This is a genomic window from Mycobacterium appelbergii, from assembly GCF_032883035.1.
Lineage (GTDB): Bacteria > Actinomycetota > Actinomycetes > Mycobacteriales > Mycobacteriaceae > Mycobacterium > Mycobacterium appelbergii.
On the sequence record NZ_JAMQTH010000006.1, the window covers coordinates 14,919 to 39,049 of the forward strand.

General features: G+C 66.4%; 16 protein-coding genes, 1 tRNA gene and 1 pseudogene. 15 read left to right on the forward strand and 3 right to left on the reverse strand.

Annotated features, from left to right (window positions below; all coding sequences use genetic code 11):
* From M1247_RS14505 to M1247_RS14525, 5 genes are all read left to right on the forward strand, one after another.
* Nucleotides 1-744 (forward strand): pseudouridine synthase, encoded by a 744-nt coding sequence (locus M1247_RS14505; RefSeq protein ID WP_317157054.1) that lies wholly within the window; start codon nt 1-3, stop codon nt 742-744.
* Nucleotides 741-1,427 (forward strand): (d)CMP kinase, encoded by a 687-nt coding sequence (cmk, locus tag M1247_RS14510; RefSeq protein WP_317157055.1) that lies wholly within the window; start codon nt 741-743, stop codon nt 1,425-1,427. The genes M1247_RS14505 and cmk overlap by 4 nt, the downstream gene beginning before the upstream one ends.
* A complete protein-coding gene (der, locus tag M1247_RS14515; RefSeq protein ID WP_317157056.1) occupies nt 1,424-2,818 on the forward strand; it encodes a ribosome biogenesis GTPase Der in 1,395 nt (464 codons plus the stop codon). The genes cmk and der overlap by 4 nt, the downstream gene beginning before the upstream one ends.
* A gap of 67 nt (nt 2,819-2,885) precedes the next feature.
* Complete coding sequence (locus M1247_RS14520) at nt 2,886-3,668, forward strand: sulfite exporter TauE/SafE family protein (protein WP_317157057.1); 783 nt, start codon at nt 2,886-2,888, stop codon at nt 3,666-3,668.
* 251 nt (nt 3,669-3,919) lie between these two features.
* Complete coding sequence (locus tag M1247_RS14525; protein WP_317157058.1) at nt 3,920-4,855, forward strand: sulfite exporter TauE/SafE family protein; 936 nt, start codon at nt 3,920-3,922, stop codon at nt 4,853-4,855.
* Here M1247_RS14525 and M1247_RS14530 read toward each other — a convergent pair.
* Nucleotides 4,852-5,613, reverse strand: a complete 762-nt coding sequence (locus M1247_RS14530; protein WP_317157059.1) for a FadR/GntR family transcriptional regulator — start codon at nt 5,611-5,613, stop codon at nt 4,852-4,854. The two genes, M1247_RS14525 and M1247_RS14530, sit on opposite strands and share 4 nt — an antisense overlap.
* A 99-nt stretch (nt 5,614-5,712) precedes the next feature.
* Here M1247_RS14530 and M1247_RS14535 point away from each other — a divergent pair, with 99 nt between their 5' ends.
* The 6 genes and pseudogenes from M1247_RS14535 to M1247_RS14560 all read left to right on the forward strand — a co-directional run bounded on the left by M1247_RS14535 (nt 5,713) and on the right by M1247_RS14560 (nt 9,624).
* The gene (locus M1247_RS14535; RefSeq protein ID WP_317157060.1) at nt 5,713-6,600 is read left to right on the forward strand and encodes a carbon-nitrogen hydrolase family protein; all 888 of its coding nucleotides are present in this window, start codon (nt 5,713-5,715) and stop codon (nt 6,598-6,600) included.
* A 13-nt stretch (nt 6,601-6,613) separates the two neighbouring features.
* Nucleotides 6,614-7,990: an APC family permease gene (locus M1247_RS14540; protein WP_317157061.1), complete on the forward strand. Its 1,377-nt coding sequence runs from the start codon at nt 6,614-6,616 to the stop codon at nt 7,988-7,990.
* A 4-nt stretch (nt 7,991-7,994) separates the two neighbouring features.
* On the forward strand, nt 7,995-8,777 hold the full coding sequence (locus M1247_RS14545) for a nitrilase-related carbon-nitrogen hydrolase (RefSeq protein WP_317157062.1): 783 nt from the start codon (nt 7,995-7,997) through the stop codon (nt 8,775-8,777).
* A gap of 76 nt (nt 8,778-8,853) precedes the next feature.
* Nucleotides 8,854-8,927, forward strand: a tRNA-Pro gene (locus tag M1247_RS14550).
* Between the two features lie 227 nt (nt 8,928-9,154).
* Nucleotides 9,155-9,472, forward strand: a pseudogene (locus M1247_RS14555) (nucleotidyltransferase domain-containing protein); the annotation flags it as partial.
* Nucleotides 9,472-9,624 (forward strand): hypothetical protein, encoded by a 153-nt coding sequence (locus M1247_RS14560; RefSeq protein ID WP_317157063.1) that lies wholly within the window; start codon nt 9,472-9,474, stop codon nt 9,622-9,624. The pseudogene M1247_RS14555 and the gene M1247_RS14560, both read left to right, overlap by 1 nt.
* Nucleotides 9,625-9,642: 18 nt before the next feature.
* Here the strand turns inward: M1247_RS14560 and M1247_RS14565 are convergent, their stop codons facing one another.
* Entirely contained in the window at nt 9,643-10,740 is a 1,098-nt protein-coding gene (locus M1247_RS14565; RefSeq protein ID WP_317157064.1) for a SecDF P1 head subdomain-containing protein, read from the reverse strand.
* A gap of 141 nt (nt 10,741-10,881) precedes the next feature.
* Here M1247_RS14565 and M1247_RS14570 point away from each other — a divergent pair, with 141 nt between their 5' ends.
* Nucleotides 10,882-12,234 (forward strand): acetyl-CoA hydrolase/transferase family protein, encoded by a 1,353-nt coding sequence (locus M1247_RS14570; protein WP_317157065.1) that lies wholly within the window; start codon nt 10,882-10,884, stop codon nt 12,232-12,234.
* Here M1247_RS14570 and M1247_RS14575 read toward each other — a convergent pair.
* On the reverse strand, nt 12,209-19,915 hold the full coding sequence (locus M1247_RS14575; RefSeq protein WP_317157450.1) for a non-ribosomal peptide synthetase: 7,707 nt from the start codon (nt 19,913-19,915) through the stop codon (nt 12,209-12,211). The two genes, M1247_RS14570 and M1247_RS14575, sit on opposite strands and share 26 nt — an antisense overlap.
* Nucleotides 19,916-20,231: 316 nt before the next feature.
* Between M1247_RS14575 and M1247_RS14580 the strand changes: the two genes are divergently transcribed.
* The 3 genes from M1247_RS14580 to M1247_RS14590 are packed head-to-tail and all read left to right on the forward strand — an operon-like array spanning nt 20,232 to nt 24,117.
* Nucleotides 20,232-21,632 carry a lyase family protein gene (locus M1247_RS14580; RefSeq protein ID WP_317157066.1) on the forward strand — a complete coding sequence of 467 codons (1,401 nt, stop codon included), beginning with the start codon at nt 20,232-20,234 and terminating at the stop codon, nt 21,630-21,632.
* Between the two features lie 38 nt (nt 21,633-21,670).
* Nucleotides 21,671-23,014: an MFS transporter gene (locus M1247_RS14585; protein WP_317157067.1), complete on the forward strand. Its 1,344-nt coding sequence runs from the start codon at nt 21,671-21,673 to the stop codon at nt 23,012-23,014.
* Nucleotides 23,011-24,117 carry an alcohol dehydrogenase catalytic domain-containing protein gene (locus M1247_RS14590; RefSeq protein WP_317157068.1) on the forward strand — a complete coding sequence of 369 codons (1,107 nt, stop codon included), beginning with the start codon at nt 23,011-23,013 and terminating at the stop codon, nt 24,115-24,117. Before M1247_RS14585 ends, M1247_RS14590 begins: the two co-directional genes overlap by 4 nt.
* Nucleotides 24,118-24,131 lie beyond the last annotated feature (14 nt).

The following is a 24,131-nucleotide window of genomic DNA, read 5'->3' on the forward strand; positions in this document are numbered from 1 at the left end:
ATGGCTGACGAAGAAGGCGTGCGACTGCAGAAAGTGTTGTCACAGGCGGGTGTTGCGTCGCGCCGCGTGGCGGAACGCATGATCACCGACGGTCGGGTGAAGGTCGACGGGCGGGTGGTGAAGGAACTGGGCACCCGCGTGGACCCGACGGTCGCCGAGATCCGGGTGGACGGCGCCAGGGTGGTGTTGGACGACACCCTGATGTATCTGGCGATCAACAAGCCGCGTGGCATGCACTCCACCATGTCCGACGACCGCGGCAGGCCGTGCGTCGGTGACCTGGTCGAGCACCGGGTGCGGGGCAACAAGAAGCTGTTTCACGTCGGGCGTCTTGACGTCGACACCGAGGGACTGCTGCTGCTGACCAACGATGGTGAGTTGGCACACCGATTGATGCACCCGTCCTACGAGGTGCCCAAGACGTATGTGGCCACGGTGGTGGGCACAGTGCCGCGCGGACTGGGCAAGAGGCTGCGGGCGGGCGTCGAATTGGAAGACGGCCCAGCCCATGTCGACGACTTCGCGGTGGTGGACACGGTGCCCGGCAAGACGTTGGTGCGGGTCACGCTGCACGAGGGCCGCAATCGCATCGTGCGGCGCATGCTGGCCGCGGTGGATTTCCCGGTGCAGGAGCTGGTACGCACCGACATCGCCACGGTGTCACTGGGTGATCAGCGCCCGGGCAGTATCCGAGTGCTCAGCCGCAAAGAAGTTGGCGAGCTGTATCAGGCGGTGGGGTTGTGAGCGGATCATTGGTGGTTACAGTGGACGGCCCGGCCGGCACCGGAAAGTCTTCGGTATCAAGGGCTTTGGCGAGCGCACTGGGTGCGCGCTATCTCGATACCGGGGCGATGTACCGCATCGCAACACTGGCGGTGCTACGGGCCGGGGCCGACCTGGCCGACCCCGAGGCGATCGCCCGGGCGGCCGCAGACGCCGGCGTGAGCGTGGGGTCTGAGCCCGGCGAGGACCGGGCTTACCTTGACGGGGAAGACGTCTCGACCGAGATCCGCGGCGATGCGGTGACGCGTGCGGTGTCGGCGGTCTCCGCGGTGCCCGCGGTGCGGGCCCGGCTGGTCGATTTGCAGCGTGAGCTTTCGGCGGGTGGGTCGCGGGTCGTCGTGGAGGGCCGTGACATCGGCACCGTGGTGCTCCCGGATGCGGATGTGAAGATATTCCTGACCGCCTCTGCCGAAGAGCGGGCGCGGCGGCGCAACGCGCAGAACCTCGCCAACGGGCTGGCCGACGACTATGCGACGGTGCTCGCCGATGTGCAGCGACGCGATCATCTCGACTCAACCCGCGCGGTGTCCCCGCTGCGGGCCGCCGAGGACGCACTGGTGGTGGACACCAGCGATATGGATGAAGCCGAGGTGGTCGCGCATCTGCTCGAGCTGGTCACCCAACATGCGGGGGTACGGCGATGAGCGATGGCACGTGGACCGACGAAAGTGAATGGGAGTTCGGCCAAGAGGTCGCCGAAGCGATCGAGGACGCAGCTGCCGCACCGCCGGTGGTCGCGGTGGTCGGGCGCCCCAATGTGGGCAAGTCCACTCTGGTGAACCGGATCCTCGGCCGGCGCGAGGCAGTGGTGCAGGATATTCCGGGCGTCACCCGCGACCGCGTTTCCTACGACGCGAACTGGCTGGGCCGCCGGTTCGTGGTGCAGGACACCGGCGGCTGGGAACCCGACGCCAAGGGGTTGCAACAACTCGTCGCCGATCAGGCGTCGGTCGCGATGCGCACCGCCGACGCAATCATCCTGGTGGTCGACGCGGTGGTCGGAGCGACCACGGCCGACGAAGCCGCCGCGCGACTGTTGCGGAAGTCGGGTAAGCCGGTCTTCTTGGCAGCCAACAAGGTTGACACCACCCGCGGTGAATCCGACGCCGCGGCGCTGTGGTCACTGGGGGTGGGGGAGCCGCATCCGATCAGCGCCATGCACGGTCGCGGTGTCGCGGACCTGCTGGACCATGTGATCGAGAAACTGCCCGAGGTGTCCGAACTCGCTGCCGGTGGGGGCGGGCCGCGTCGGGTGGCTCTCATCGGCAAACCCAACGTGGGCAAGAGTTCGCTGCTGAACCGGCTGGCAGGCGATGAGCGTTCGGTGGTGCACGACGTGGCAGGCACCACGGTCGACCCGGTCGACTCGCTCATCGAATTGGGCGGAAAGACTTGGCGTTTCATCGATACCGCCGGGTTGCGTCGCAAGGTCGGGCAGGCCAGTGGGCATGAGTTCTACGCCTCGGTCCGCACCCACGGCGCCATCGACGCCGCCGAAGTGGTGATCGTGCTCATCGACGGATCACAGCAGCTGACCGAGCAGGATCAGCGCGTGCTGACGATGGTGATCGAGGCAGGCCGTGCACTGGTGTTGGTGTTCAACAAATGGGATCTGGTCGACGAGGACCGGCGCTACCTGCTGGACCGCGAGATCGAGCGCGAGCTGGCGCAGGTGCAGTGGGCGCCGCGGGTCAACATCTCCGCCAAGACCGGGCGGGCGGTGCAGAAGCTGGTGCCCGCGCTGGAGACGTCACTGGCGTCCTGGGATGCCCGGATCTCGACGGGTCGGCTGAACACGTTCCTCAAAGAGGTGGTGGCTGCCACGCCGCCGCCGGTGCGTGGCGGAAAGCAGCCACGGATCCTGTTCGCCACCCAGGCCGCCTCGCGGCCACCGACGTTCGTGCTGTTCACCACCGGGTTCCTGGAGGCGGGTTACCGCCGTTTCCTGGAGCGGCGGCTGCGGGAGACATTCGGTTTCGAGGGCAGCCCGATCCGGGTGAATGTGCGGGTCCGCGAGAAGCGCGGCAAGAAGTGATTTCGGCGTGATTGGTTGCGCTGTACGTAACTGATCACGCCGAAACCGCCCGGGTAGGGTCGGCCGAGTGCCCGTAATCGACATGATCCTGATTGCCTTGGCAGGCGTCGGGGCAGGAGCCATCAACGCAGTCGTCGGATCAGGCACTCTGATCACGTTTCCCACGCTGGTCGCCTTGGGCTATCCGCCGGTGACCTCGACCATGTCCAACGCGGTCGGTCTGGTCGCCGGTGGCGTCTCGGGCACCTGGGGCTACCGCCGCGAGTTGCGCGGCCAGTGGAACCGGCTGCGTTGGCAGATTCCGGGCTCGCTGATCGGTGCAGGCATCGGAGCCTGGCTGCTGCTGCACCTGCCGGAAAAGGTATTCGTCACCGTCGTGCCGGTGCTGCTGATCCTGGCGCTGGCCATGGTGGTGATCGGCCCCCGGATCCAGGCGTGGGCGCGGCGCCGGGCCGAGGATTCCGGGCAGTCCGCAGACCACGTGAGTCCGCGTCGGATGGCGGCCCTGGTGCTCGGCACCTTCGCCGTAGGGATCTACGGCGGCTACTTCACAGCCGCGCAGGGCATCCTGTTGATCGCGGTGATGGGCGCGTTGCTGCCGGAGTCGATGCAGCGGATGAATGCCGCCAAGAACCTGCTGTCGCTCCTGGTGAACATCGTTGCCGCGGTGGCGTACACGATCGTGGCGTTCGACCGGATCAGCTGGGCGGCGGCGGGCTTGATCGCGGCGGGCTCACTGATCGGCGGGTTCCTCGGCGCCCACTACGGTCGCCGGCTGTCGCCGAACGCCTTGCGTGCGGTCATCGTCGTGGTGGGCCTGATCGGGCTGTACCGGTTGCTGACGGTGTAGGGGCCGCGCTGCGCACCGTCCTTGCGTTCGGTAGGATTCCTGAATCTGTCCAGGTTCGAGAGAAAGGTCGGCCGGTGTCCGAACGTGCATACCGCAACGCACCGTCGACCCGTTCTGCTCTCGAACCGTTCTGGCCCTCGCGCCGGCTGATGGCTTTCGACGAGTGGTGTCGCGCGCGTCGTTGATACGCGCCCGTCAATCCATAAGGTCGCCCGTGTCCCGGTGACCATCGATCGAAAGCAGCCGAACCTATGCGTTCGCTTCTGATCTTCACGCTCGTCGGTGTCGGAGCGCAGCTCGTCGACGGTGCACTCGGTATGGCCTTCGGGGTGACCGCATCGACACTGCTGGTGCTCAGCGGCGTTGCTTCCGCGCAGGCCAGTGCCGCGGTGCACCTGGCCGAGGTCGGGACCACGCTGGCCTCGGGTCTGTCGCACTGGCGGTTCAAGAACATCGACTGGCAGATCGTGCTGAAGCTGGGTGTGCCCGGCGCGGTCGGCGCGTTCCTCGGCGCCACCTTGCTTTCGTCGCTGTCCACCGAGGACGCCGCACCGTTCATGGCGGCGATCCTGGTGTGCATCGGTGTGTATGTGCTGCTGCGGTTTTCGTTGCGGACCCCGCCGGCATTCCGCACCGGCGGCACCCCGCACAGTGCGAAGTTCCTGACCCCGCTCGGTATCTTCGGTGGTTTCATCGACGCGTCCGGCGGCGGCGGCTGGGGCCCGGTGACCACCAGCACGCTGCTCTCCCGCGGCAAGGCCGCCCCGCGCACCGTTATCGGTTCGGTCAGCGCGTCGGAGTTCCTGGTGGCCGTTTCGGCGTCCCTGGGCTTCCTGGTGGGCCTGCGCGAGGAGTTCCTGAACAACATCCCGATCGTGGCGGGGCTGGCGCTGGGTGGCGTCATCGCCGCACCATTCGCGGCCTGGCTGGTTTCCAAGGTCAGCCCGGCGCTGCTCGGTACCGCCGTCGGTGGCGTCATCGTGCTGTCCAACAGTCAGAAGCTGGTGAAGTACTTCGACATCCAGGGCCCGGCGTCGACGGTGCTCTACAGCTCCATCGTCGTCGTGTGGGCGGCGTTGGTGGTCTACGCATGGCGGACCTCGAAGGCCCCGGAATATCTCCCCGAGAAGCTCGATTCCCCCGCCCCGGCTGTCGACGAGCCCGCCGAGTCGGACCTGAAGGGCTAGTCGGCCCCGTCAGCGGGCTGCCGCAGCCCGACGTACATCGTGTTGTGCAGGGTCAGTACGTGTTTGCGCGCAATCTCGGAGGCCGCGCGGCTGTCGTGTCGGTACAGCGCGTCCACCAGCTGCGCGTGTTCGAGGTTGACCTGGTGCAGGTAGCTGATGGGGTACGGGATGAAGTAGCGGTAGAGCCCGTGCAGCACGTCGCAGTAGGTGTTCATCGCCCAGTCGAGATGGCTAGCCGCGGCCACTGATTCGTGGAAGCGCTGATCGGCGTGGTGATAGCTGGTCCAGTCTGTGGTCGCGGCAGCCTCGGCGACGATGGCCGCCAGCTCGTCGATTTCGTCATCGGTGGCGGCGTGTGCCGCGGCGGCGCTGAGCGCGTCCTCGGACAGCGCGCGCAGATCGATGAGGCGGTGCACCTCGGCGGCATCCGCCCGGAATGTGGCCGAAGGGCGGTCGGTGCCGGGGGCAACCCCGGTACCGCTGCGGGCGACGAACGTTCCGCCGGCCCTGCCGCGTCTGCGGACCACGAGGCCCTCGTCGGCCATGGACTGCAGGGCCCGACGGACGGTGGCGACGCTGACGTCCAGGGCCTCGGCGATATCAGGTTCGGCCGGCAGCCGTTCCCCGGTTGCCATGAGCTCCAACTCCATGGCGAGCTCCAGTCGGGCCCGTACCGTGTCGGCGGCACTGAGACGGGTGATGCCCGCGACCGCGGGTGCGCTCAGTGCGGGGTGCGCGTCGCCGACCTGCAACGTCATGAAATTCAGGGTACTGGAACTATTGCTTTATTTGTTCATGCTGAACTAATATCTGCCTTAATTCGCTCATCTTGAGCTATTAGCCGTCGGAGGTCTCCAGTGCCCGGATCGATCACCGTGGCTGCCGTTCAGGCGGCGCCCTTGGCGATGGCGGGCCTGCCCGTGTTCGACCGCGGCGAGACGGTCGCGCAGTTCGCGGCGGACGTGATGCGGGTGCGGGAGGCCATAGCGGGGCCTGCGCTGATCGTCTATCCCGAGATCCACCTGTTCGGCACCGAGGAGACCGAGTCGCTGGGCGCGGCTGCCGAGCCGCTGGACGGCCCGCTGATCGCAGCGTTGGGAGGGGTGGCCGCGGCAGCTGATGCGTGGCTGGTGCCCGGCTCGGTGCTGGAGCTCGGAGAGCACGGCGAGTTCTTCAACACGGCACCGGTTTTCGCGCCCGACGGGCGTCTGGTGGCGTCCTACCGCAAGATGTTCCCGTGGCGACCGTTTGAGAAGTTCACGCCCGGGAACCGGTTCGTCACCGTCGACATCCCCGACGTCGGCCGCCTCGGGTTGTCCATCTGCTATGACGCCTGGTTCCCGGAACTGAGCCGCCACCTGGCGTGGATGGGCGCCGAGGTGATCGTCAACCTCGTCAAGACCACCACCCCGGACCGGCACCAGGAGCTGGTGCTGGCTCGCGCGAATTCGATTGTGAACCAGGTGTTCACGGTGAGCGTCAACTGCGCCGGACCGGTCGGGATGGGGCGCAGCATCATCGTCGACCCGGAAGGTGCTGTGTTGCAGGAAAGTCCGGACGAGGCACCCGGAGTGCTCTGTCAGCACATCGATTTCGAAGCCGTCGCCGCGGTCCGCGAACGCGGCACCGCGGGAACCAACCGGATGTGGGACCAGTTCGGGCCATCCGACAGCCCGATATCCCTGCCGCTGTACGACGGTCGCATCGACCCGCAGCGCTGGTCGCCCTCGAGCCATCCCCAGTGAAAGGTGCACTGCAATGACAGACACATCGAGCAGGCACCCGACTCTGGTACGCGCCCTCGGTTTGCGCTCACTGGTGCTGTTCGGCCTGGCCTACATGACGCCGCTGATCGTGCTCGGCATCTTCGGCGTCGTCGCCGCCGAGACTGCCGGGGCGTCGGCGTCGGCTTACCTCATCGCGCTGGTGGCCATGCTGTTCACCGCGTCCAGCTACGGTCGCATGGCGGCCGCCTACCCGGTGTCGGGCTCGGCCTACACCTACGTGCGGCGCACCATCGAGCCCCGCGTCGGCTTCCTGACCGGCTGGGCGGTGCTGCTCGACTATCTGTTCCTGCCCATGGTGATCTGGCTGATCGGGGCCGCATACCTGCAGGCCCAGTTCCCCGCAGTGCCAGGGTGGCTGTGGGTGGTCGGATTCATCCTGATCACCACCGTCCTCAACTTTGTCGGCATCAAGGTCGCCGACAAAGCCAACTACCTGCTGATGGCGTTCCAGTTGTTGGTGATCGTGCTCTTCGTGGCACTGTCGGTTGTCTCGGTGTTTCGCGACGCGGGAGCCGCCGGGCTGGTCAGTGTGAGCCCATTCGCCGGGATCGGCGCCAGCTTCGGCGGAGTGACGGCCGGTGCGGCCATCGCTGCCTACTGTTTCCTGGGTTTCGACGCCGTGACGACCTTCACCGAAGAGACCGTTGATCCACGCAAGAACATGCCACGCGCCATCATGCTCATCGCACTGATCGGCGGCTCGATCTTCCTGATCGTCGCGTACACGACCCAATTGGTACATCCAGGAGGGGAATTCAGCGACTCCTCGTCGGCGGCGCTGGAGATCGCCAAACAGATCGGCGGCAATCTGTTCGGGGCGGTGTTCCTGGCCGGCCTGATCCTCGCCCAGTTCACCTCCGGTATCGCCGCGCAGGCCTCGGCGTCGCGGCTGCTGTTCGCCATGGGTCGCGATGGCACTCTGCCCCGGTCGGTGTTCGGCACGCTCAGCGCGAAGTTCCGCACCCCGGCGGTCAATCTGGTCATCGTCGGCGTGGTGGGTCTGCTGGCAGTGTTCCTCGACGTGGCGACCTCCACGTCGTTTATAAACTTCGGTGCGTTCGTCGCGTTCACCCTCGTGAACGTGTCGGTCATCGTCTACTACTTCCGTCGTCGCGCGGCCGGCGAGGCGCACAACCCCTTGCTATACGTCGTGGCACCGTTGATCGGCGCGATCATCACGTCGTATCTGCTGATGCAACTCGACAATCGGGCGATCATCCTGGGGCTGAGCTGGTTGGGCATCGGCGTCATAGTGCTGGCCGTGACGAGCCGCGGTTTCAAGCAGCTGCCGCCGGAGATCGCTGTGGACGAGGCCGAGACCGCGATCGCCGAACCCGCGGCGCCGTGAGACCGTGAAGGTCGCCCTGGCGCAAATCGGTTCGGGCACCGACCTCGCTGCCAACCTGGCACTGATCACCGCGGCGGCCACCGCTGCACGCGATGGGGGAGCCGAAGTGGTGCTGTTCCCCGAATATGCGATGTACGAAAAGCCGGTCGTGGACAGTACTTTCGCCGAGGTGGCCGAGCCGCTGCACGGCCCGTTCGGTTCTGCGGTGTCCGCGTTGGCCGCACGGCTGGGCGTCGCGGTGGTGGCCGGTCTGGTTGAGACCAATCCGGTCGATCCCACGCGGCCGTTCAATACCTTGGGTGCATGGGGCGCCTCAGGGGAGGTTCTGGGACGACATCGCAAGGCCTTGCTGTACGACGTCGGGGCGTTCAGTGAATCGACGTACATCAGCGCCGGGGAGGTGAGCGACCTCTCGGTGGTGCGCATCGGCGGCACCGGGTTCGGGTTGCAGACCTGCTATGAACTTCGGTTCCCCGAGATCAGCAGGCGCCAGGCGCGGGCGGGTGCAACGGTGCTCGCGGTGCTGTCGTCGTGGGTGCCGGGGCCACGCAAGATCGCGCAGTGGTCGACGCTGGCCAGTGCCCGGGCGATCGAGAACATCTGCCACGTCGCCGCAGTTACACAATCCGCGCCGGTGTCGATCGGGCACAGCCTGGCGGTGGCCCCCGACGGCGTACTGCTGGCCACCCTGGGCAACGCTCCAGGCCTGGTTACGGCGACCATCGACCACGATGCCACGCATCGGCTGCGCCAGGCCGACCCCGGCGCGCTCGCCGTCGACATGTGACCGGTGGGGCGGATTACGAAAAGGATGGGCGGCTGCGATAGGATTTCGTCCGCTGCCGGTGCAAGCCGGAAGCAAGCGGGCTGTGGCGCAGCTTGGTAGCGCACTTGACTGGGGGTCAAGTGGTCGCAGGTTCAAATCCTGTCAGCCCGACACAAAAGCAAAGGCCAGGTCCGGCGTAAGCCGGCCTGGCCTTTGTGTTGCGGAGGGGCGGACATGACGCTGGGAGCCGAAGCGCCCGCCGAGGTACGAGGCGGTCGCGCCGGCGGTCCCTGTCAGCCCGACCATGAAAAGAAACTCGCCGGTGAAGCCGAGCGAGTTTTTTCATGGTCGGGGGACAAGATGCCGGGCCCGTGGGCGGATTCTGTCAGCCCGACACATCAAACCGCCTGATGCTGGATAGTGATATCGACCTGTTCCTGGTGCGCGCCTCCGTGTCCGAAACTGATTGTTACGACGAAGGCCCTGTCCTCTGGGAGCAGCAGGTGACTGAACTCGCCCGACTGGTCACCGCGTGGACCGGCAACGACGCTCGCGTCGTCGAGTACACCGACGATGAGCTCCGTGCCGCGGTCATGGCTGGCGAGCCGCTGCTCGATGACGTGTCTAGGCAGGGCCTGACCGTCGCCGGCGCACGGGCATGGTTCAACAAGCAGCTACGCGCGATCGGCGAGGCCGCCCCGACAAAGAGACCTTGATGGCTGGACAACGCGAGTGCGACCCCGTAGTCACCTCCGGGCGACTGGCCAAGGCGAACGAGTTCTTCGACGCCGCTGAACATCTGGAAGAACGACATGCCGAACGCGGCCGGGAAAGTGATCTGTTGGGCGCAGATGCAGCTACCCAGTAGATCTGTTCCAACGGTCGGCTACGTACGCCGCGCCAAGTAGACCACGCGTACTGCCAACACGGCCAGGCCGAGTCCCACCGCGATCACCGCGACCCGAAGAACCATGGAAGGTATTGTCGCCGGGAGCTTTTCGTGGGCTGACGACACAAACCTCACGGGAGACGGTGATGCGGCGCGGTTGACGGCATCGGCCAATTCGCGGGCGGAGTCTTCGGTGAAGTTGCCGGTGATCTGGGTGCGACCGTAGGGGATGGCCTCCCGTATCTGCGGGGCGCTGACAACTCGGGTGTCGAGGGTGAAGGCCGCGTAGGTGCCGATGTTCGCATCGGTGAAGTCAGTCCAGAGGCGTGTCGCGTAGTCATCGAATTGCAGGTCGACGACGTACTGATCGGACTGGCGATTCAAACCTGCACTTGCGTGTTCGATGTGCTCGCCGCCGACGAGCGACTTGTCCAGTAGGTACACGTCCTGTCGGTCTGTTGAGCACGTGACCAGCGGCAAGTTCGGGTCGTCCTGGCCCGCCAGCGCATCGTTCTCGTCACAGCGCGTGCTGTGAAACTGCATGGCCCGGGTCTGAGTCGCCTGGGTTGTGCTCTGCCGAAGCTCTTTCTCGTTGGCGACGACCTGTGCAGGGCTGCCGCCGGACCCCGCGGACAGAGGCGGTGCGCCCGGTGGCAGTGGGGGTTGAGCCTTGACGGGCGTGGTCAGGATCAACGGACGGAGGTTCAGCGTTGGTGGCACCCCAGGTCCGAACATGCTGCGCAGGGCACCATTGTCGAGGTCGTGGCCAGGGAACGTGGCGACCACGTCGCTGCCGTCGGCCGTAACCTCGACGTCGGAGACTCCCCGTTCGGCCAGGCGTGTCTTGACATCGTTCACCGCCGCTGCCGTGACGTCCTCCGATGGCGGTGAGCGTTCCTGCCCCTGCAGCGCGAATGTCGCGCGAGTGCCGTCTCTACCTGCCCAGATGCTTTTGGTGAGAAAGACCGCCACCAGGTAGCCGAGGACGAGTACGGCCACCAGAAGAATCACTGCGACACGGGACACGGGTGTGGGGCCGTTGCGCGGCGGCGGAGCACCGGGCGGGAATGCCGGCTGTGGTTCGAGTTCTGACACCTTGTTCCTCTCCACGGAATTACGAGAGTCGTTCTGGGTGTGCCATCAATACTCCGACGAAGCGGTGCCACATGGCAATGGGTGCGCACCGCGCTGATCAAGACGCGCACAGTCGGCGGCGGGCATGGAAGGGTAACGGCCATGCCAGAGGACTTGACCGCCGAGGATGCCGCCGCGCGGCTGAACACTGCCGACACGCTGGGCATTCCTCTCGGCCCCGGTCAGCCACCCGCGTTTCTGCGTGCGCTCGGGGAGCGCGAGGACTGGACCGAATTGCAGGTGTACGGGGCGCTGCTCGCGGTCGGCACGGACCTGTTTTCGCGACCCGGCGTTCACTACCTGTCGGGCTTCTTCGGTCCGCTTGAGCGCGGGCTTCGCGACAGCGGTGCCAACATCGGGTTCACGCCCGCGGACTTCCGGCGCTTCGGACCTCTGCTCGAGCGGCAGGCGCCACGCGTGATGACAACGGTGGCTGCGCCGCCCGACGTCGACGGCTGGTGCTCGCTGTCGTTGCACGCGGGAGGCACCATCGGCGAATTGCACCGCGCGGGTGCCGATCCCGATCGGGTGCTCGTCGTCGAGGCGTCCGATTCGTATCCGCGCACATTCGGCTCGGGCGAGGAGCCTCGGAGGGCAGAAGCGCAGCGATCCGGGAATGGATACCGTCACGCGGTGCACATCGACGAGATCGACATCCTCGTGCACTCGACCGAAGCCCCGCTGTCGCTGCCCGCACCGCCGCCAACCGATGTGGACACGGCCATCGCCCGGCACGCCGTCGCCTTCATCCGGCCCGGGTCGACGCTGCAGACCGGGATCGGCTCGATCCCGAGCCAGATCGCCGCGCAGCTGGCCGAGGGTGACGGCGGCGACTACGGGCTGCACACCGAGATGTTCACCGATGGCTGTATGCAGCTGCATCGTGCAGGCAAGGTCACCAATGCGCGCAAGGGCGTGTACGACGGGGTGAGCGTGACGACCTTCGCGTTCGGCTCGCCGGAGCTCTACTCGTGGTTGGACGGCAATCCCGACGTTGCGTTCCTGCCGGTCGAGATTGTCAACTCACCCGAGGTCATCGCCGCCAACCGCAACATGATCTCGATCAACGGCGGGCTCATGGTGGATGTACACGGCCAGGTCGTGGCCGACACGATCGACGGCGACCAATTCAGCGGGATCGGCGGAGCCGAGGACTTTGTGGCAGGAGCCGGACTCGACCTGTCGGACCGTTCGCTGATCTGCCTACCCTCAACATTCGAGAAGAATGGCGATCTGCTGTCGCGGATCGTGCCGTGGTTCGGGCCGGGGGCGGTCATCACGACCCCGCGTCATCATGTCGACGTGATCATCACCGAGTACGGCGCCGCCGAGTTGGAAGGTTTGACGGTGCAACAGCGCGGTGAGGCGCTCGCGGCGATTGCGCACCCGAAGTTTCGCGATGGGCTGCGGGAAGCGGCGGAACGTGCCGCTAACGGGCGTTCACCGGTGGGTTGAGCAGTCCGAGCAGCTGCAGATCCGTGACGTATTTGACCAGGACTGGTTTCGAGACGTGTGGGATGTCGTGGCTGGGGCCGATTTTGGCCTCTTGGACGGCGGTGCGGAACCGGTCGGCCGGTGCGTAGGACCCGTTGGTGGGTGCCGGTGGTTGCAGTTCTGGTTGGCTCTGCTTGAGCACGGTCAGCATCTGCAGTACCGAGTTCTGCCGTTGCTGTTCGGGCAGGGCGCGTAGCCCGGTTTCGAAGCGTTGCAGCCAGTGTCCGAAGTCGGTGATGCATTCGATCGGGTAGCCGGCTTCGATGAGCCAGTCGAGGTAGGTGTCGATCCCGATGCCGTCGTCGTGGGGGTTCATCACGTGATAGGTCTGGAAGCTCGGGGTGTCCGAACGTGCCACCTGCCAGCCCAGCCGGGTGATGGCCTCGGCGACGAAGTCCACCGGCAGCCCGTCGAAGTGGGCCCGCTGGCGGTTGCCGTCGGCGTCGAGTTGGTAGAACGACGCGGGTGCGACCCCGGTGGCCACGATGCTGAGCACCATCCGGGTGACGGTGTCGGAGACGTTGAGCTGACCGGCGAAGGTGGGCTCGACCATGATCATGCCCGACCGGAACACCGCCACCGGTAGTCCGCACAGGTCGTGGGCCTCGCGCAGCAGGACCTCGCCGGCCCATTTGCTGTTGCCGTAGCCGTTGGCGTAGCCGGCGTCGACGGTGCGGGTGGCGCTGACGGTCCGGATGTCGGCGTCTTCGGTGAACATTGCCGGTTCGATCTGGCGGCCGACATCGGAGGTCGAGACGAAGGTGTAGGGCTTGAGTTTGGCGGTCAGGGCGAACCGGATCAGTTCGGCGGTGCCGATCACGTTGGGTCCGAACAGTTCCCAGTAGGGCAGCACACTGTTGACGAAGGCCGCCGAGTCCACGATCAGATCGACGCTGTCGGCCAGTTGTTGCCAGGTCTGTTCGTCGAGGCCCAGGTTGTGTTCGCCCTTGTCGCCGGCGATGACCCGCAATCGTTCCGAGGCCAGTTCCTTGAAGTGCTTGCGCAGCACCGGGTCGGTGTCGAAGGTCGCTTCCAGGCGCCGGCGGGCGTCTTGGTCGGAGGCGGCGCGCACGAGGCAGATCACGGTGTCATCGACGCGTCGCATCCGTTGGAGCCAATCCAGCAGCAGATAGCGTCCGAGGAACCCGGTCGCCCCGGTCAGCAGAACGGTCTGCACCTGCCCGTCCGGGCGCGGCAGACTCGGAGCCGCCCGCAGCACACCAGCATCGATGAACTTGGCCAAGGTGAGATCAGCGGCATGAATCTCGTTGGCGCCGTTGCCGTGTACGGATTCGACGGTCGGACCAATGGGCGCGGCAGCGCCGGCGTCGTTGTCCACGTGCTGGCTCAAGGCCCGCACCGACGGCGCCTCGAACAGCGTCCACACTCCGAGTTGGGTATCGAGGGCGGAGTTGGCTGCGGCCACCACCCGCATCGCCGAGATCGAGTCGCCGCCCAGTTCGAAGAACGAATCGTCGACGCCGACCTCTTCGATGTCCAGCACCCGGGCGTAGATGCCGGCGATGATCTTCTCGACCCTGGTGGCGGGAACGCGGTATCGATTGGTGCTCCGGTACTCCGGAGCCGGCAACGCGCGCCGGTCGAGTTTGCCGTTGACGGTCAGCGGCAACGCCGGAATCACCACGACCGCGACCGGAACCATGTACGCCGGCAGGCGTTTCGCGAGCGCGGCACGCAGGTCCGCCGGCTCGGCGCTGCCTGCGACGTAACCGACCAGACGCTTGTCACCGGGACGGTCCTCACGGGCGATCACCGCCGCCTGATCCACCCCGTCCAACTCGGCGAGCGCGGCCTGGATCTCCCCGAGTTCGATGCGATAGCCACGGATCTTGACCTGCTCATCGGCACGACCCAGGTACTGCAACTGCCCGTCGGCACCCCAGCACACCAGATCACCCGTGCGGTACATCCGGGCACCGGACTCCCCGAACGGGCACGCCACGAACCGCGACGCCGACAATCCCGGCCGGTTGACGTAGCCGACGCCCAAGCCCCGGCCTGCCAGGTACAGCTCACCGACCACGCCCACCGGCACCGGACGCAACCAGCCATCCAACACGAACACGGCGGCCCCCGGCACCGGCGAACCGATCGGGACACCGCCCGAGGAGCCTTCTGCCCCAGCTTTTTTCAACGGCGCACTGATCGCCGCGTAGATCGTCGCCTCGGTCGGGCCGTAGGCGTTGAGCATCACCCGGCCCGGAGCCCAGCGATCCACGACCTCGGTCGGGCAGGCCTCGCCGGCCACCACCAAGGTGGTGTTCTCCAGCCCCACCGGGGACAACATGCCCACCGCCGACGGAGTCTGGTACAGCACCGTGACCCCTTCGGCCACCAGCAACTTGTGCAGATCATCCGGCGAGCCCGCAGCCCACTCCGGCACGATCACCAGCCGCGCACCGTGCAACAGGGCGCCCCAGATCTCCCACACCGAGACATCGAAAACCAGTGAATGCCACTGCGACCACACCTGTTCCGGACCCATCGGCAGGTCGGCGTGCAGTGACTCCAACACCTGCGTGACGTTGCCGTGGGTGATCGCCACACCCTTGGGCACCCCGGTCGTACCCGAGGTGTAGATCACGTACGCCGGATCGTCGGCGGCCGGGGAGGCCAACCTGGTGCGCGCCCGCGCCGCCGCGGAACGCTCGTTGAGATCGATGACGTGCACATCGAACCCGTCCAGGCGCGAACGCAAGTTTTCGGTGGTGACCGCCGCGACCGGACCGGCGTCTCTGAGCATGAACTCCAACCGCACTGTAGGCACCGCCGGATCGATCGGCACATACGCTGCCCCGGTCTTGAGCACCGCCAGGATTGCGACGATCGCCTCGGCAGAGCGCGCAACCAGTAGTGCCACACACGCGCCCGGGGCCGCGCCGTGTGCGGTCAATGCATGCGCCAGCCGAGTCGAGGCCGCGTCGAGTTCGGCGTAGCTCATCGAGCGGCCGTCGAAAGTCAGCGCGGGCGCGTCCGGGGTCTGCGCCACCTGCACGGCGAACCGCTGTGGAATCGACGTCGTGGTGTCGACCGGCTCGAACAAGACTGTCCGGTGGCACCACTCGTCGAGGCGCACGTGCTCAGCCGAGTCGAGCACATCGATCGACAAGAGCGGCCGAGTGGGATCGTCGACCATGGCGGTCAGCAATCGCCGGAACCGCTCGAACAGCGCTTTGATGTCCGCCCCGTCGAAGGCCCCGGCGTCGAACTCGACCCGAAAGCCCAGTTCCTGACCAGGCAGCGCCATCACCGACAGCGGGTAGTGGTTGTACTCGCGGCTGCTGAACTCCGTGATCGACAACTCATGGGCGCCTGACATCGCGCTGGTGTCGATCGGGTAGCTCTCATACAGGAAAAGGGTGTCGAAAAGCTGCTCGTGACCGGCGACATGGTGAATCTCGTTGAGCGCCAAGTGCTCATGCTCGATTGTGTCGTTGTGGGCGCGTTGCAGCTGAGCGAGCAGGTCGGCAACGGTGGTCGTGGCAGTGGCGCTCGCCCGCACAGGCACAGTGTTGATCAGCAGGCCGACCATCGATTCGGCACCGGCCAGCTCCGCCGGCCGCCCGGACACCGCGGTCCCGAAGGCCACGTCACGCTGCCCGGTCAGCACCATCAGCAGCTGCGCCCAAGCCGCCTGCAGCACGGTGCTCATCGTGGTGTGGCAGGAACGCGCCAACTGACCGAGGGCCCGTGTTGTTTCGGCCGATACCTGATACGACTCCACGCTGCGCTGCCCGCTCCGGACGGCCCTGCCGACCAGCGTGGGGGCGTCGAAGCCGTTGAGTACGGTACGCCAGGCCGCCCGCGCCGCGTCTCGATCCTGGCCGACCAGCCAGCTGATGAAATTACGATACGGCGCCGACGGGGGGAGCCGCCGCCCGAAGTAGGCGGCGAAGATGTCCTGCAGCAGGATGGGTAGCGACCAGCCATCGATCACGATGTGGTGGAACGTCATAACGAACCGGTGCCGGTCGCCCGCGGTACGGATCAAGGCGGCACGGAAGCTGGGACGGCGTGCCAGGTCACAGACCGCGGCACGCTCGGCGGCGCTGAGCTGCCGGATCTCGTCGTCGGGCTCGCGGTCGTCGCCCCGCAGATCCAGATATCGCCACGCCATCACCGGGTCGGCGGAGATGACCTGTACGGGCTCGCCGAACTCGTCACAGAAGCGGGCCGCCAGGTTGGGGTGGCGGCGAACCACGGTATCCAGTGCGTCGCGTAGGCGGCCCTGGTCGAGGACTCCGCTCACGGTGATGTCCAGCTGCACCGCATACAGGTCGACGATTGAGCTGTCTTCCTGCTCCTGAACGAGGGTCGAGTGGAAGAGCAGTCCTTGCTGCACCGGGGTCAACGGCAGGACGTCGGCGATCTGGTACCGCTGTTGGAGCTCCTCGATATGCTGCTGGCTCAGTCGCGCCGGCGCGATGTCCGACGGAGTCAGGCCGCCGCCACCGGAGTGGACGTGCGCACAGATTCCGGCCAGCGCCTCGAACCACAACTGGCTCAATCGCTGTACCTGGGCCTCGCCGACGGATGACGGTGCCCACGTCCAGGTAGCCCGCAATCGCGGGCCGGTATCGTGATCATCGATGGTGACGGCGTTGAGTTCGACCGTGTGCATCAACGGCATTCGCACCGCCGTGGCCGCCGCCGTCGACGACAAACCCGCCTCGGATATCTGCCACGATGCCATCGAAGGATCGGATGCCGGCGCGCCGAGCCGTCCCAGGTAGTTGAATCCGATCGTCGGGTCGGTCGCGACCAGGTTCACCTCGGGATTCAGGTAACGCAGCAGTCCGTAGCTCAGGGGATCGGGCAGGGCGCGAAGTTGTTCCTTGGCGTTCTTGATGATCAGGCCTAGCGCGGCGGCACCGGAACTCACCTGCGCCCAGGACAGGTCGCCCACAGCCAGCGACACCGGGGACTTGGTGGTGAACCACCCCACCGTGCGCGACAAGTCGACATCGGTGGCCAGATCTTCGACGCGGCCGTGGCCCTCGACATCGATGCCGATCGGGGCTCCGCCAGAGCCCAGGAATTCATTCCAGGCCAACCCGAACGCGATCAGCAGTACATCCTGCACCCCGGCATGAAACGCTGCGGGCACCTCGCCCAGCAGTTGGCCGGTGGTCTCGGTGTCCAGTGACACCGACATCTCCCCGGCACTCACGTAGGTGTCCACGGTCGGGTCGGCTGCAGGCAAGGCAGCCGGGACTGCCGCCAGCCGGCGCCACGAATCGGCCAGCTCGACCACCGCGGCGCTGCGCGCATGCTCGTCCAGCAGTGCCGACCAGCGGGCGAACGACGTCCCGCCGGTCGGCAATTCCACGGGCTGCCCGCTGTGGTGCTGGGCCCAGGCGATGTTCAAGTCTTCCAACAGAATTCGCCACGACACGCCGTCGACAGCCAGGTGGTGGATCATCAACACCAACTGAGTGGTGGCGCCGACCCACAGCGCGCTCAGCATTGCCCCCTGCGCAGGGTTCAGCCGCGACCGCGCCGCCACCAACGCCTCATCGGACAATACATCGACGGTATGCAGGCAATCGGCGGCATTCACCGAGCCCACCTCGGGCACCAGCAGCGACCCGCCGTCGTCCTCGACGCGCAACCGCAATGTGGCATGCCGATCCAGCAGGGCCTGCAACACGACTGCGACGCCAGCCTCGGTAACCGAGGCCGGGGCCTGCACCACCATCGTCTGGTTGAACTCATCGATCGGTCCGTTGATGCTGTACAGCCAGCGGATGATCGGGGTCGGCAGTACCGGCCCGATACCCTCGTCGGCCACGGCGGCCTCGCCAGCTGCCGCTTGAGCCACGGCGGCCAACCGGGCCACGGTCTGTTCGACGAAGAGGTCGCGCGGGCGGCACGACACACCGGCGGCGCGAGCGCGCGCCACCACCTGCATCGACAGGATGCTGTCCCCGCCCAGATCGAAGAACGAATCATCGACCCCGACCCGCTCGACGCCGAGCACCTGTGCGTAGGCGTCGGCCAGGATCTTCTCCACCGGCGTGCTCGGCGCGCGGTAATCTCCAGCGGTGCCGCGGTATTCCGGCGGTGGCAACGCGTGTGTGTCCAGTTTGCCGTTGACGGTCAGCGGCAGTGCCTCCAACGTCACCACGGCGGCCGGCACCATATGGTCCGGGAGCTGTTCGGCGAGCGCGACACGCAATTCGGCCGGATCAGCGGTCCCGGTGATGTAACCGACCAGGCGCTTGTCGCCAGGACGGTCCTCACGCGCGATGACGACAGCCTGTTCTACGCCGCCCAGCCGTGCGAGCGTGGCCTGCACTTCGCCGAGTTCGATGCGGTAGCCACGGATCTTGACCTGCTCGTCGGCCCGGCCCAGGTACTGCAGTTGCCCATCGTCGTCCCATCGCACCAGGTCCCCGGTGCGGTACATGCGCGTGCCAGGCCGCCCGAACGGGCATGCCACGAACCGCGAAGCGGTCAAGCCCGTGCGGCGCCAATACCCAACGCCGACACCGCGACCCGCCAGGTACAACTCACCGACCACACCGGCGGGCACGGACCGCAACCAGCCGTCCAGTACGAAGAACGCCGCGCCACGCACCGGCGAACCGATCGGCGGGGCACCCGAGCCCGCCGTCAACGGTGTGCTCTTCGATACCCACATCGTGGTCTCGGTGGGTCCGTAGATGTTGACCATCACCCGACCCGGCGCCCACCGATCGACCAACTCGACCGGGCACGCCTCGGCGCCGATCAGCAAGGCCACCGAATCCAAACCCGCCGGGGACAACCCCCGCACCGCGGAGGGCGTCTGGCTCAGCACGGTGACGTGTTCGTCGACCATCAACGCGTGGAAGTCATCGGGTGAACCGGCTACCGACTCCGGCACCACCACCAGCCGACCACCGTGCAGCAGCGCACCCCAGATCTCCCACACCGAGAAGTCGAAGGAATAGGAGTGGAACTGTGTCCACACCTGGCTGGGCGCCAACGGCACGCCGATATCCAGCGAGTCGAAGAGCTGGGTCACGTTGCGGTGCGTCACCGCAACGCCTTTGGGCACCCCGGTGGTACCCGAGGTGTAGATGACGTGGGCAATGTCGTCGGGACGCGGCCCTGGCAGCGCGCTGCCAGGGCAGGCGTCGATCCTGGGGTCGGTCACGTCGACGACCAGCACGTCATGACCGTCCAGCGCGTCGGTGAGGGCAGTGGTCGTGACCGCTGCGATCGGCGCGCCGTCGGTGATCATGAACCCGATACGCGTCGCCGGAAGCGCCGGATCGACAGGAAGATACGCCGCGCCTGTCTTGAGCACCGCCAGAATCGAAACGATCGCCTCACCGCAACGGGGAAGCACTATCGCCACGCGCTCGCCAGGGCCGGCGCCGTGGCCGACCAAGAAGTGCGCCAGCCGGTTGGAGGCTTCGTCCAGCTCGCGATAGCTCCACGACTGCTCCCCGGAAACCAGCGCCGCCGCACCGGGTGCACGGCCCACCTGCACTGCGAACAACTCCGGAACGGACGCGAGCGTGCCCACCGGCTGGGTCAACACCGCCCGGTTGCCCCACCCGTCCAGCTGCTCGTGTTCATCGTGATCGAGCAGGTCGATCGATATCAACCGCCGTGACGGGCCACCACCCATGCTTCCCCCGAAGACCTGACCAAACAGATTTCTCGTCCTGGCCGCGTGGGAGAGGTGGCTTGCCCCTCCCTGCATCAAAGGATAGTGGCGTAATTGTCGTTATGTTTATTTTTCGGACGGCGAACGGGTATTGGTTCGTGCTTGTTCTTACACCTTCCGCAACGAACCCGCGATGTGCAATGCCGGGTGCGTAAGTGCCGCAAGGGCACTCGTCGCCAAGATGCGGACCCTTGACACGAAATGGAATCGATTCCATACTAACGTGGAATGGATTCCATAGGGCCCCGGCACATCGACATCGAGGTTGACACGCACCATGACAGAACCCCGTCCTGACATCGCGCCGTTCTCCATGCTGCTCCGCATCGCGGGCGACGAAGATCAGATGGAAATCTGGTCGGCGCGTACGAGCATCCAGGGCTGGCTGGCGTTCGAACGTGCGCTCGCGCTGGCACAGGCGGACGAAGGGGAGATGACGACCGACGACGCGGCGTGCATCGTCGCTGCGGCCAGACTCGATACGATCGATGAGAAGGTGCTCTGGGAGACCGCGCGCACGGTCGGCTATCCGATCCTGGGCCTGGTGCGCCAGATTGCCGGGGCGCTGCCGCCGGGCCCGGCGGGCCGCGTCCACTTCGGCGCCACCACCCAGGACGTGATGGACACTGCGCTGGCGCTGCAGATGGCGTGTGCGATGGACCGGATCGACACCGGCATAGTAGATCTCGGTAACGCGCTGAGTGACCAGATCGAGGCGCATCGGCTCACGGTCATGGCCGCCAGGACACACGGTCAGCAGGCGGTACCCACCACCTTCGGCGCAACCCTGGCCGGCCTCCTGGGCCAGTTGACCCGCCACCGCTCCCGGATTGCCTCGGCGCGCCCGCATCTCGAGGTCGTCTCGCTCTACGGTGCGGGTGGCACCGGTGCGGCACTCGGACCAGGAGTGGCGAAGGTCCGGCGCCGGGTGGCCGAGCGACTCGGCCTCGGTTTCAGTGATGTGCCGTGGCATGTCGAGCGGGATGCTCCCGCGGAGTTCGGATGGTTGTGTGCCACCATCGCCGGTGGTTGTGCGAAATTGGCGCGCAACGTGATTGATTTGTCGCGCACCGAAGTCGGTGAGGTCAACGAGAGGTTCTCCGATCACCGTGGCGCGTCCTCGACCATGCCGCAGAAGATCAATCCGATCTCCTCGGAGATCGTTGTCGGACTTTCCGCCACCGCCAGTGCCCTGACGTCGGCGTTGACCCGCTTCCAGGAAGCAGGCCACGAACGCTCCGCCGGGGAATGGCAGATCGAATGGCATGTGCTGCCGCAGCTCGCCGTGCTGGCGGGCAGTGCCCTCGCTGAGTCGGTCGACCTGGTCCGGGGCTTGCGGGTGAACACCGAACGGATGCGGCAGAACCTGCAACTCGATGGGGGTCTGGTGCTCGCCGAGTCGCTGATGATGCAACTGGCGCCGGCGCTCGGCCAGACCGGCGCCCACGATCTTGTGTATCAGGCGGCGCAACGAGCGCGCCGCGACCGCCTGCACCTCGTCGAAGCAGTGGCGGCCACCGCTCGTGAGCAGGGTTTGGCGCTGGGTGACCTGCCCTTCTCGGCCGATGACTATCTCGGGGAGGCGGCACAGATCTGCCGCACCGCCGTCGACTCCTGGCGAGGCCTCGCAGGCCCGGCCCCCGCCCGGCCCGCGCTGTCGAGCCTCGCGCTGGCCTGACGGCCACGATCAACCTCAACGTACGCAAAGGAGCGTCCATGCCCGACTCTGCACCAGAGGTGACCAAGTCGCCGCCTGCGCCCAGCACTGTCGCCTTCGCCAGCTTCATCGGCACCACCATCGAGTGGTTTGACTACCTGGTGTTCGGCGCGACGACGGTGCTGATCCTCAACCCGCTGTTCTTTCCGTCCGAGGACCCGCTGAACAGCACCCTGGCCGGGTTCGGAGCCATCGCCGTCGCCTTCATCGCCAGACCGCTCGGCGGCTTGTTCTTCGGGCACTACGGTGACCGATTGGGCCGCAAGCGCATGCTGGTGCTGTCGGTCTTGTTGATGGGTATCGGGACGTTTGCCGTCGGCCTGCTACCCACGTATCACCAGATCGGCATGTGGGCGCCCATCATGCTGGTCGTCCTACGATTCTTCCAAGGTTTCGCGGTTGGCGGTGAGTGGGGCGGCGCCGTGCTGATGTCTCTGGAACACGCACCGCCGCATCGCCGCGCGTTCTATGCGAGCTTTCCCCAGGCCGGCGTACCTGCAGGCGTGGTGCTGTCGACCGGTGCCATTGCGATCATCACCGAGGTGTTCTCGGAAGAGGATCTGCTGGCCTGGGCGTGGCGGCTGCCGTTTCTGGCGTCCGTTCTGTTGGTCGCCGTCGGTCTGTGGGTGCGCCTGCGGGTGACCGAATCTCCGGAATTCCTTGCGCTGCAAGACAAGCACAAACTACCCAAGGTGCCCGCGACCGATGTGGTGAAATCACACAAGCATGCGCTCATCGCCGGGATGCTTGCCAGTCTGGCACCGAACGCCATGTTCTACCTTGCCAGCACGTTCTTCCTCAGTTACGCCACCACGACTCTCGGCGTCGCCCGTGACACTGTCCTGGTCGCACTCATCGTCGCAGCGGCCATGGAAGTGGTGACGCTGCCGCTGTTCACGGTGCTGGCCGATCGGTGGACTACCCGAAGGTTCCTGGTATTTGCCTCGCTACTCGTGGCTGCCGGTGCGGTACCGGTCTTGCTGTTGATCAACACCGCGACGGTGACCGGGGTGTTCGCCGCGTACCTCCTGGCGTTACCGCTGCTGCATGCGGTGTCCTACGGGGTGGTGGCGGGCTTCACCGCAGACCTGTTCCCGGCCGAGGTCCGCTATACGGGGTCGTCGATGGCCTACCAGTTCGGTGGTCTGGTCACGTCGGCGCCGGTGCCGATCATCGCGTCTATGCTGCTGACCAGCACCGGCTCGTCCACCTCGATCGCGCTGTACGTGATCGCCGCCTGCGGATTGGGCGCGATCGCCGTCGGATTCGCGCCACAGCCGCCGTCGCTGCCGGTGACCCCGCGTGACGAAACCACAGCAGTGAAAGAAGGTGCGCCATCATGATCGCCAAAGGCGCGGTACTCAACTCCGTCCACAACCAGCAGCCCTTCGCCGAGCACCGGCCGTTGACCGTGTGCGACATCGAGATCGGGGACCCGCAGCCTGGTGAGCTTCTGGTGAAGATGGAAGCGGCCGGGCTGTGCCACTCCGACCTGTCCCGGGTCAACGGCGACCGGGTGGGCGTGGCACCGGTGGTTCTCGGCCACGAAGGTTGCGGACGGGTGGTGGCCGTCGGTGGCGGTGTGGACGACATCACCATCGGGGACAAGGTGGCACTGGTCTTCCATACCCGCTGTGGTGAGTGTGACGCCTGTACCGGAGCGCGCTGGTCACTATGCCCCACAGGACTTTCCACCGCCGCCAGCGGAGAACTGCTGCGCGGAGGGCGACGGTTGCGCCTCGACGGCCAGGAGATCAGCCACCACGCAGGCGCTTCGGTGTTCGCCGAGTACGCCGTGGTGGACCGCAGGACGGCGGTGATCATTCCCGACGCGATCCCGAGTCCGGTGGGAGCCCTGCTCGGCTGCGCTCTGCTGACCGGAGGCGGTGCGGTGCTGAACGCCGGGCAGGTGGCGGCGAGCGATGACGTCGCCGTGGTGGGACTCGGGGGCGTGGGTCTGGCAGCGGCGATGGTCGCCGCGGGTCGAGGGGCCCGGGTGACCGCAATCGATCTGCTCGAGGCCAAGCTGGACATGGCCCTGTCGGTCGGTGCCCACCACACCATGACCCCCGACCAGGCCCACGCGTGCGGTCACAAGTTCGACGTCGTCATCGAAGCCGTCGGGCGGACCCAGGCGCTCGAAGCCGCGGTCACACTCACCCGGGTGGGCGGACGCACTGTCACCGTGGGCCTGCCGCATCCGTCGGCCCAAATCAGCGTATCGGCGGCTGCCCTTGTCCTGGAAGCGCGTTCGCTCGTCGGGTCCTATCTTGGGTCCGGGGACCCTGCCGCCGACATCGCAGAGTACGCCGAGATGTACCTGCGCGGGGACCTGCCCGTCGACAAACTCATCTCACAGCACATACACCTCGATGACCTCAACGAAGCCCTTGACAGCCTGACGGCCGGCGAGGTCGCCCGTCAGGTCGTCGTTTTCGACCACTAGCTCTCGACAACTGG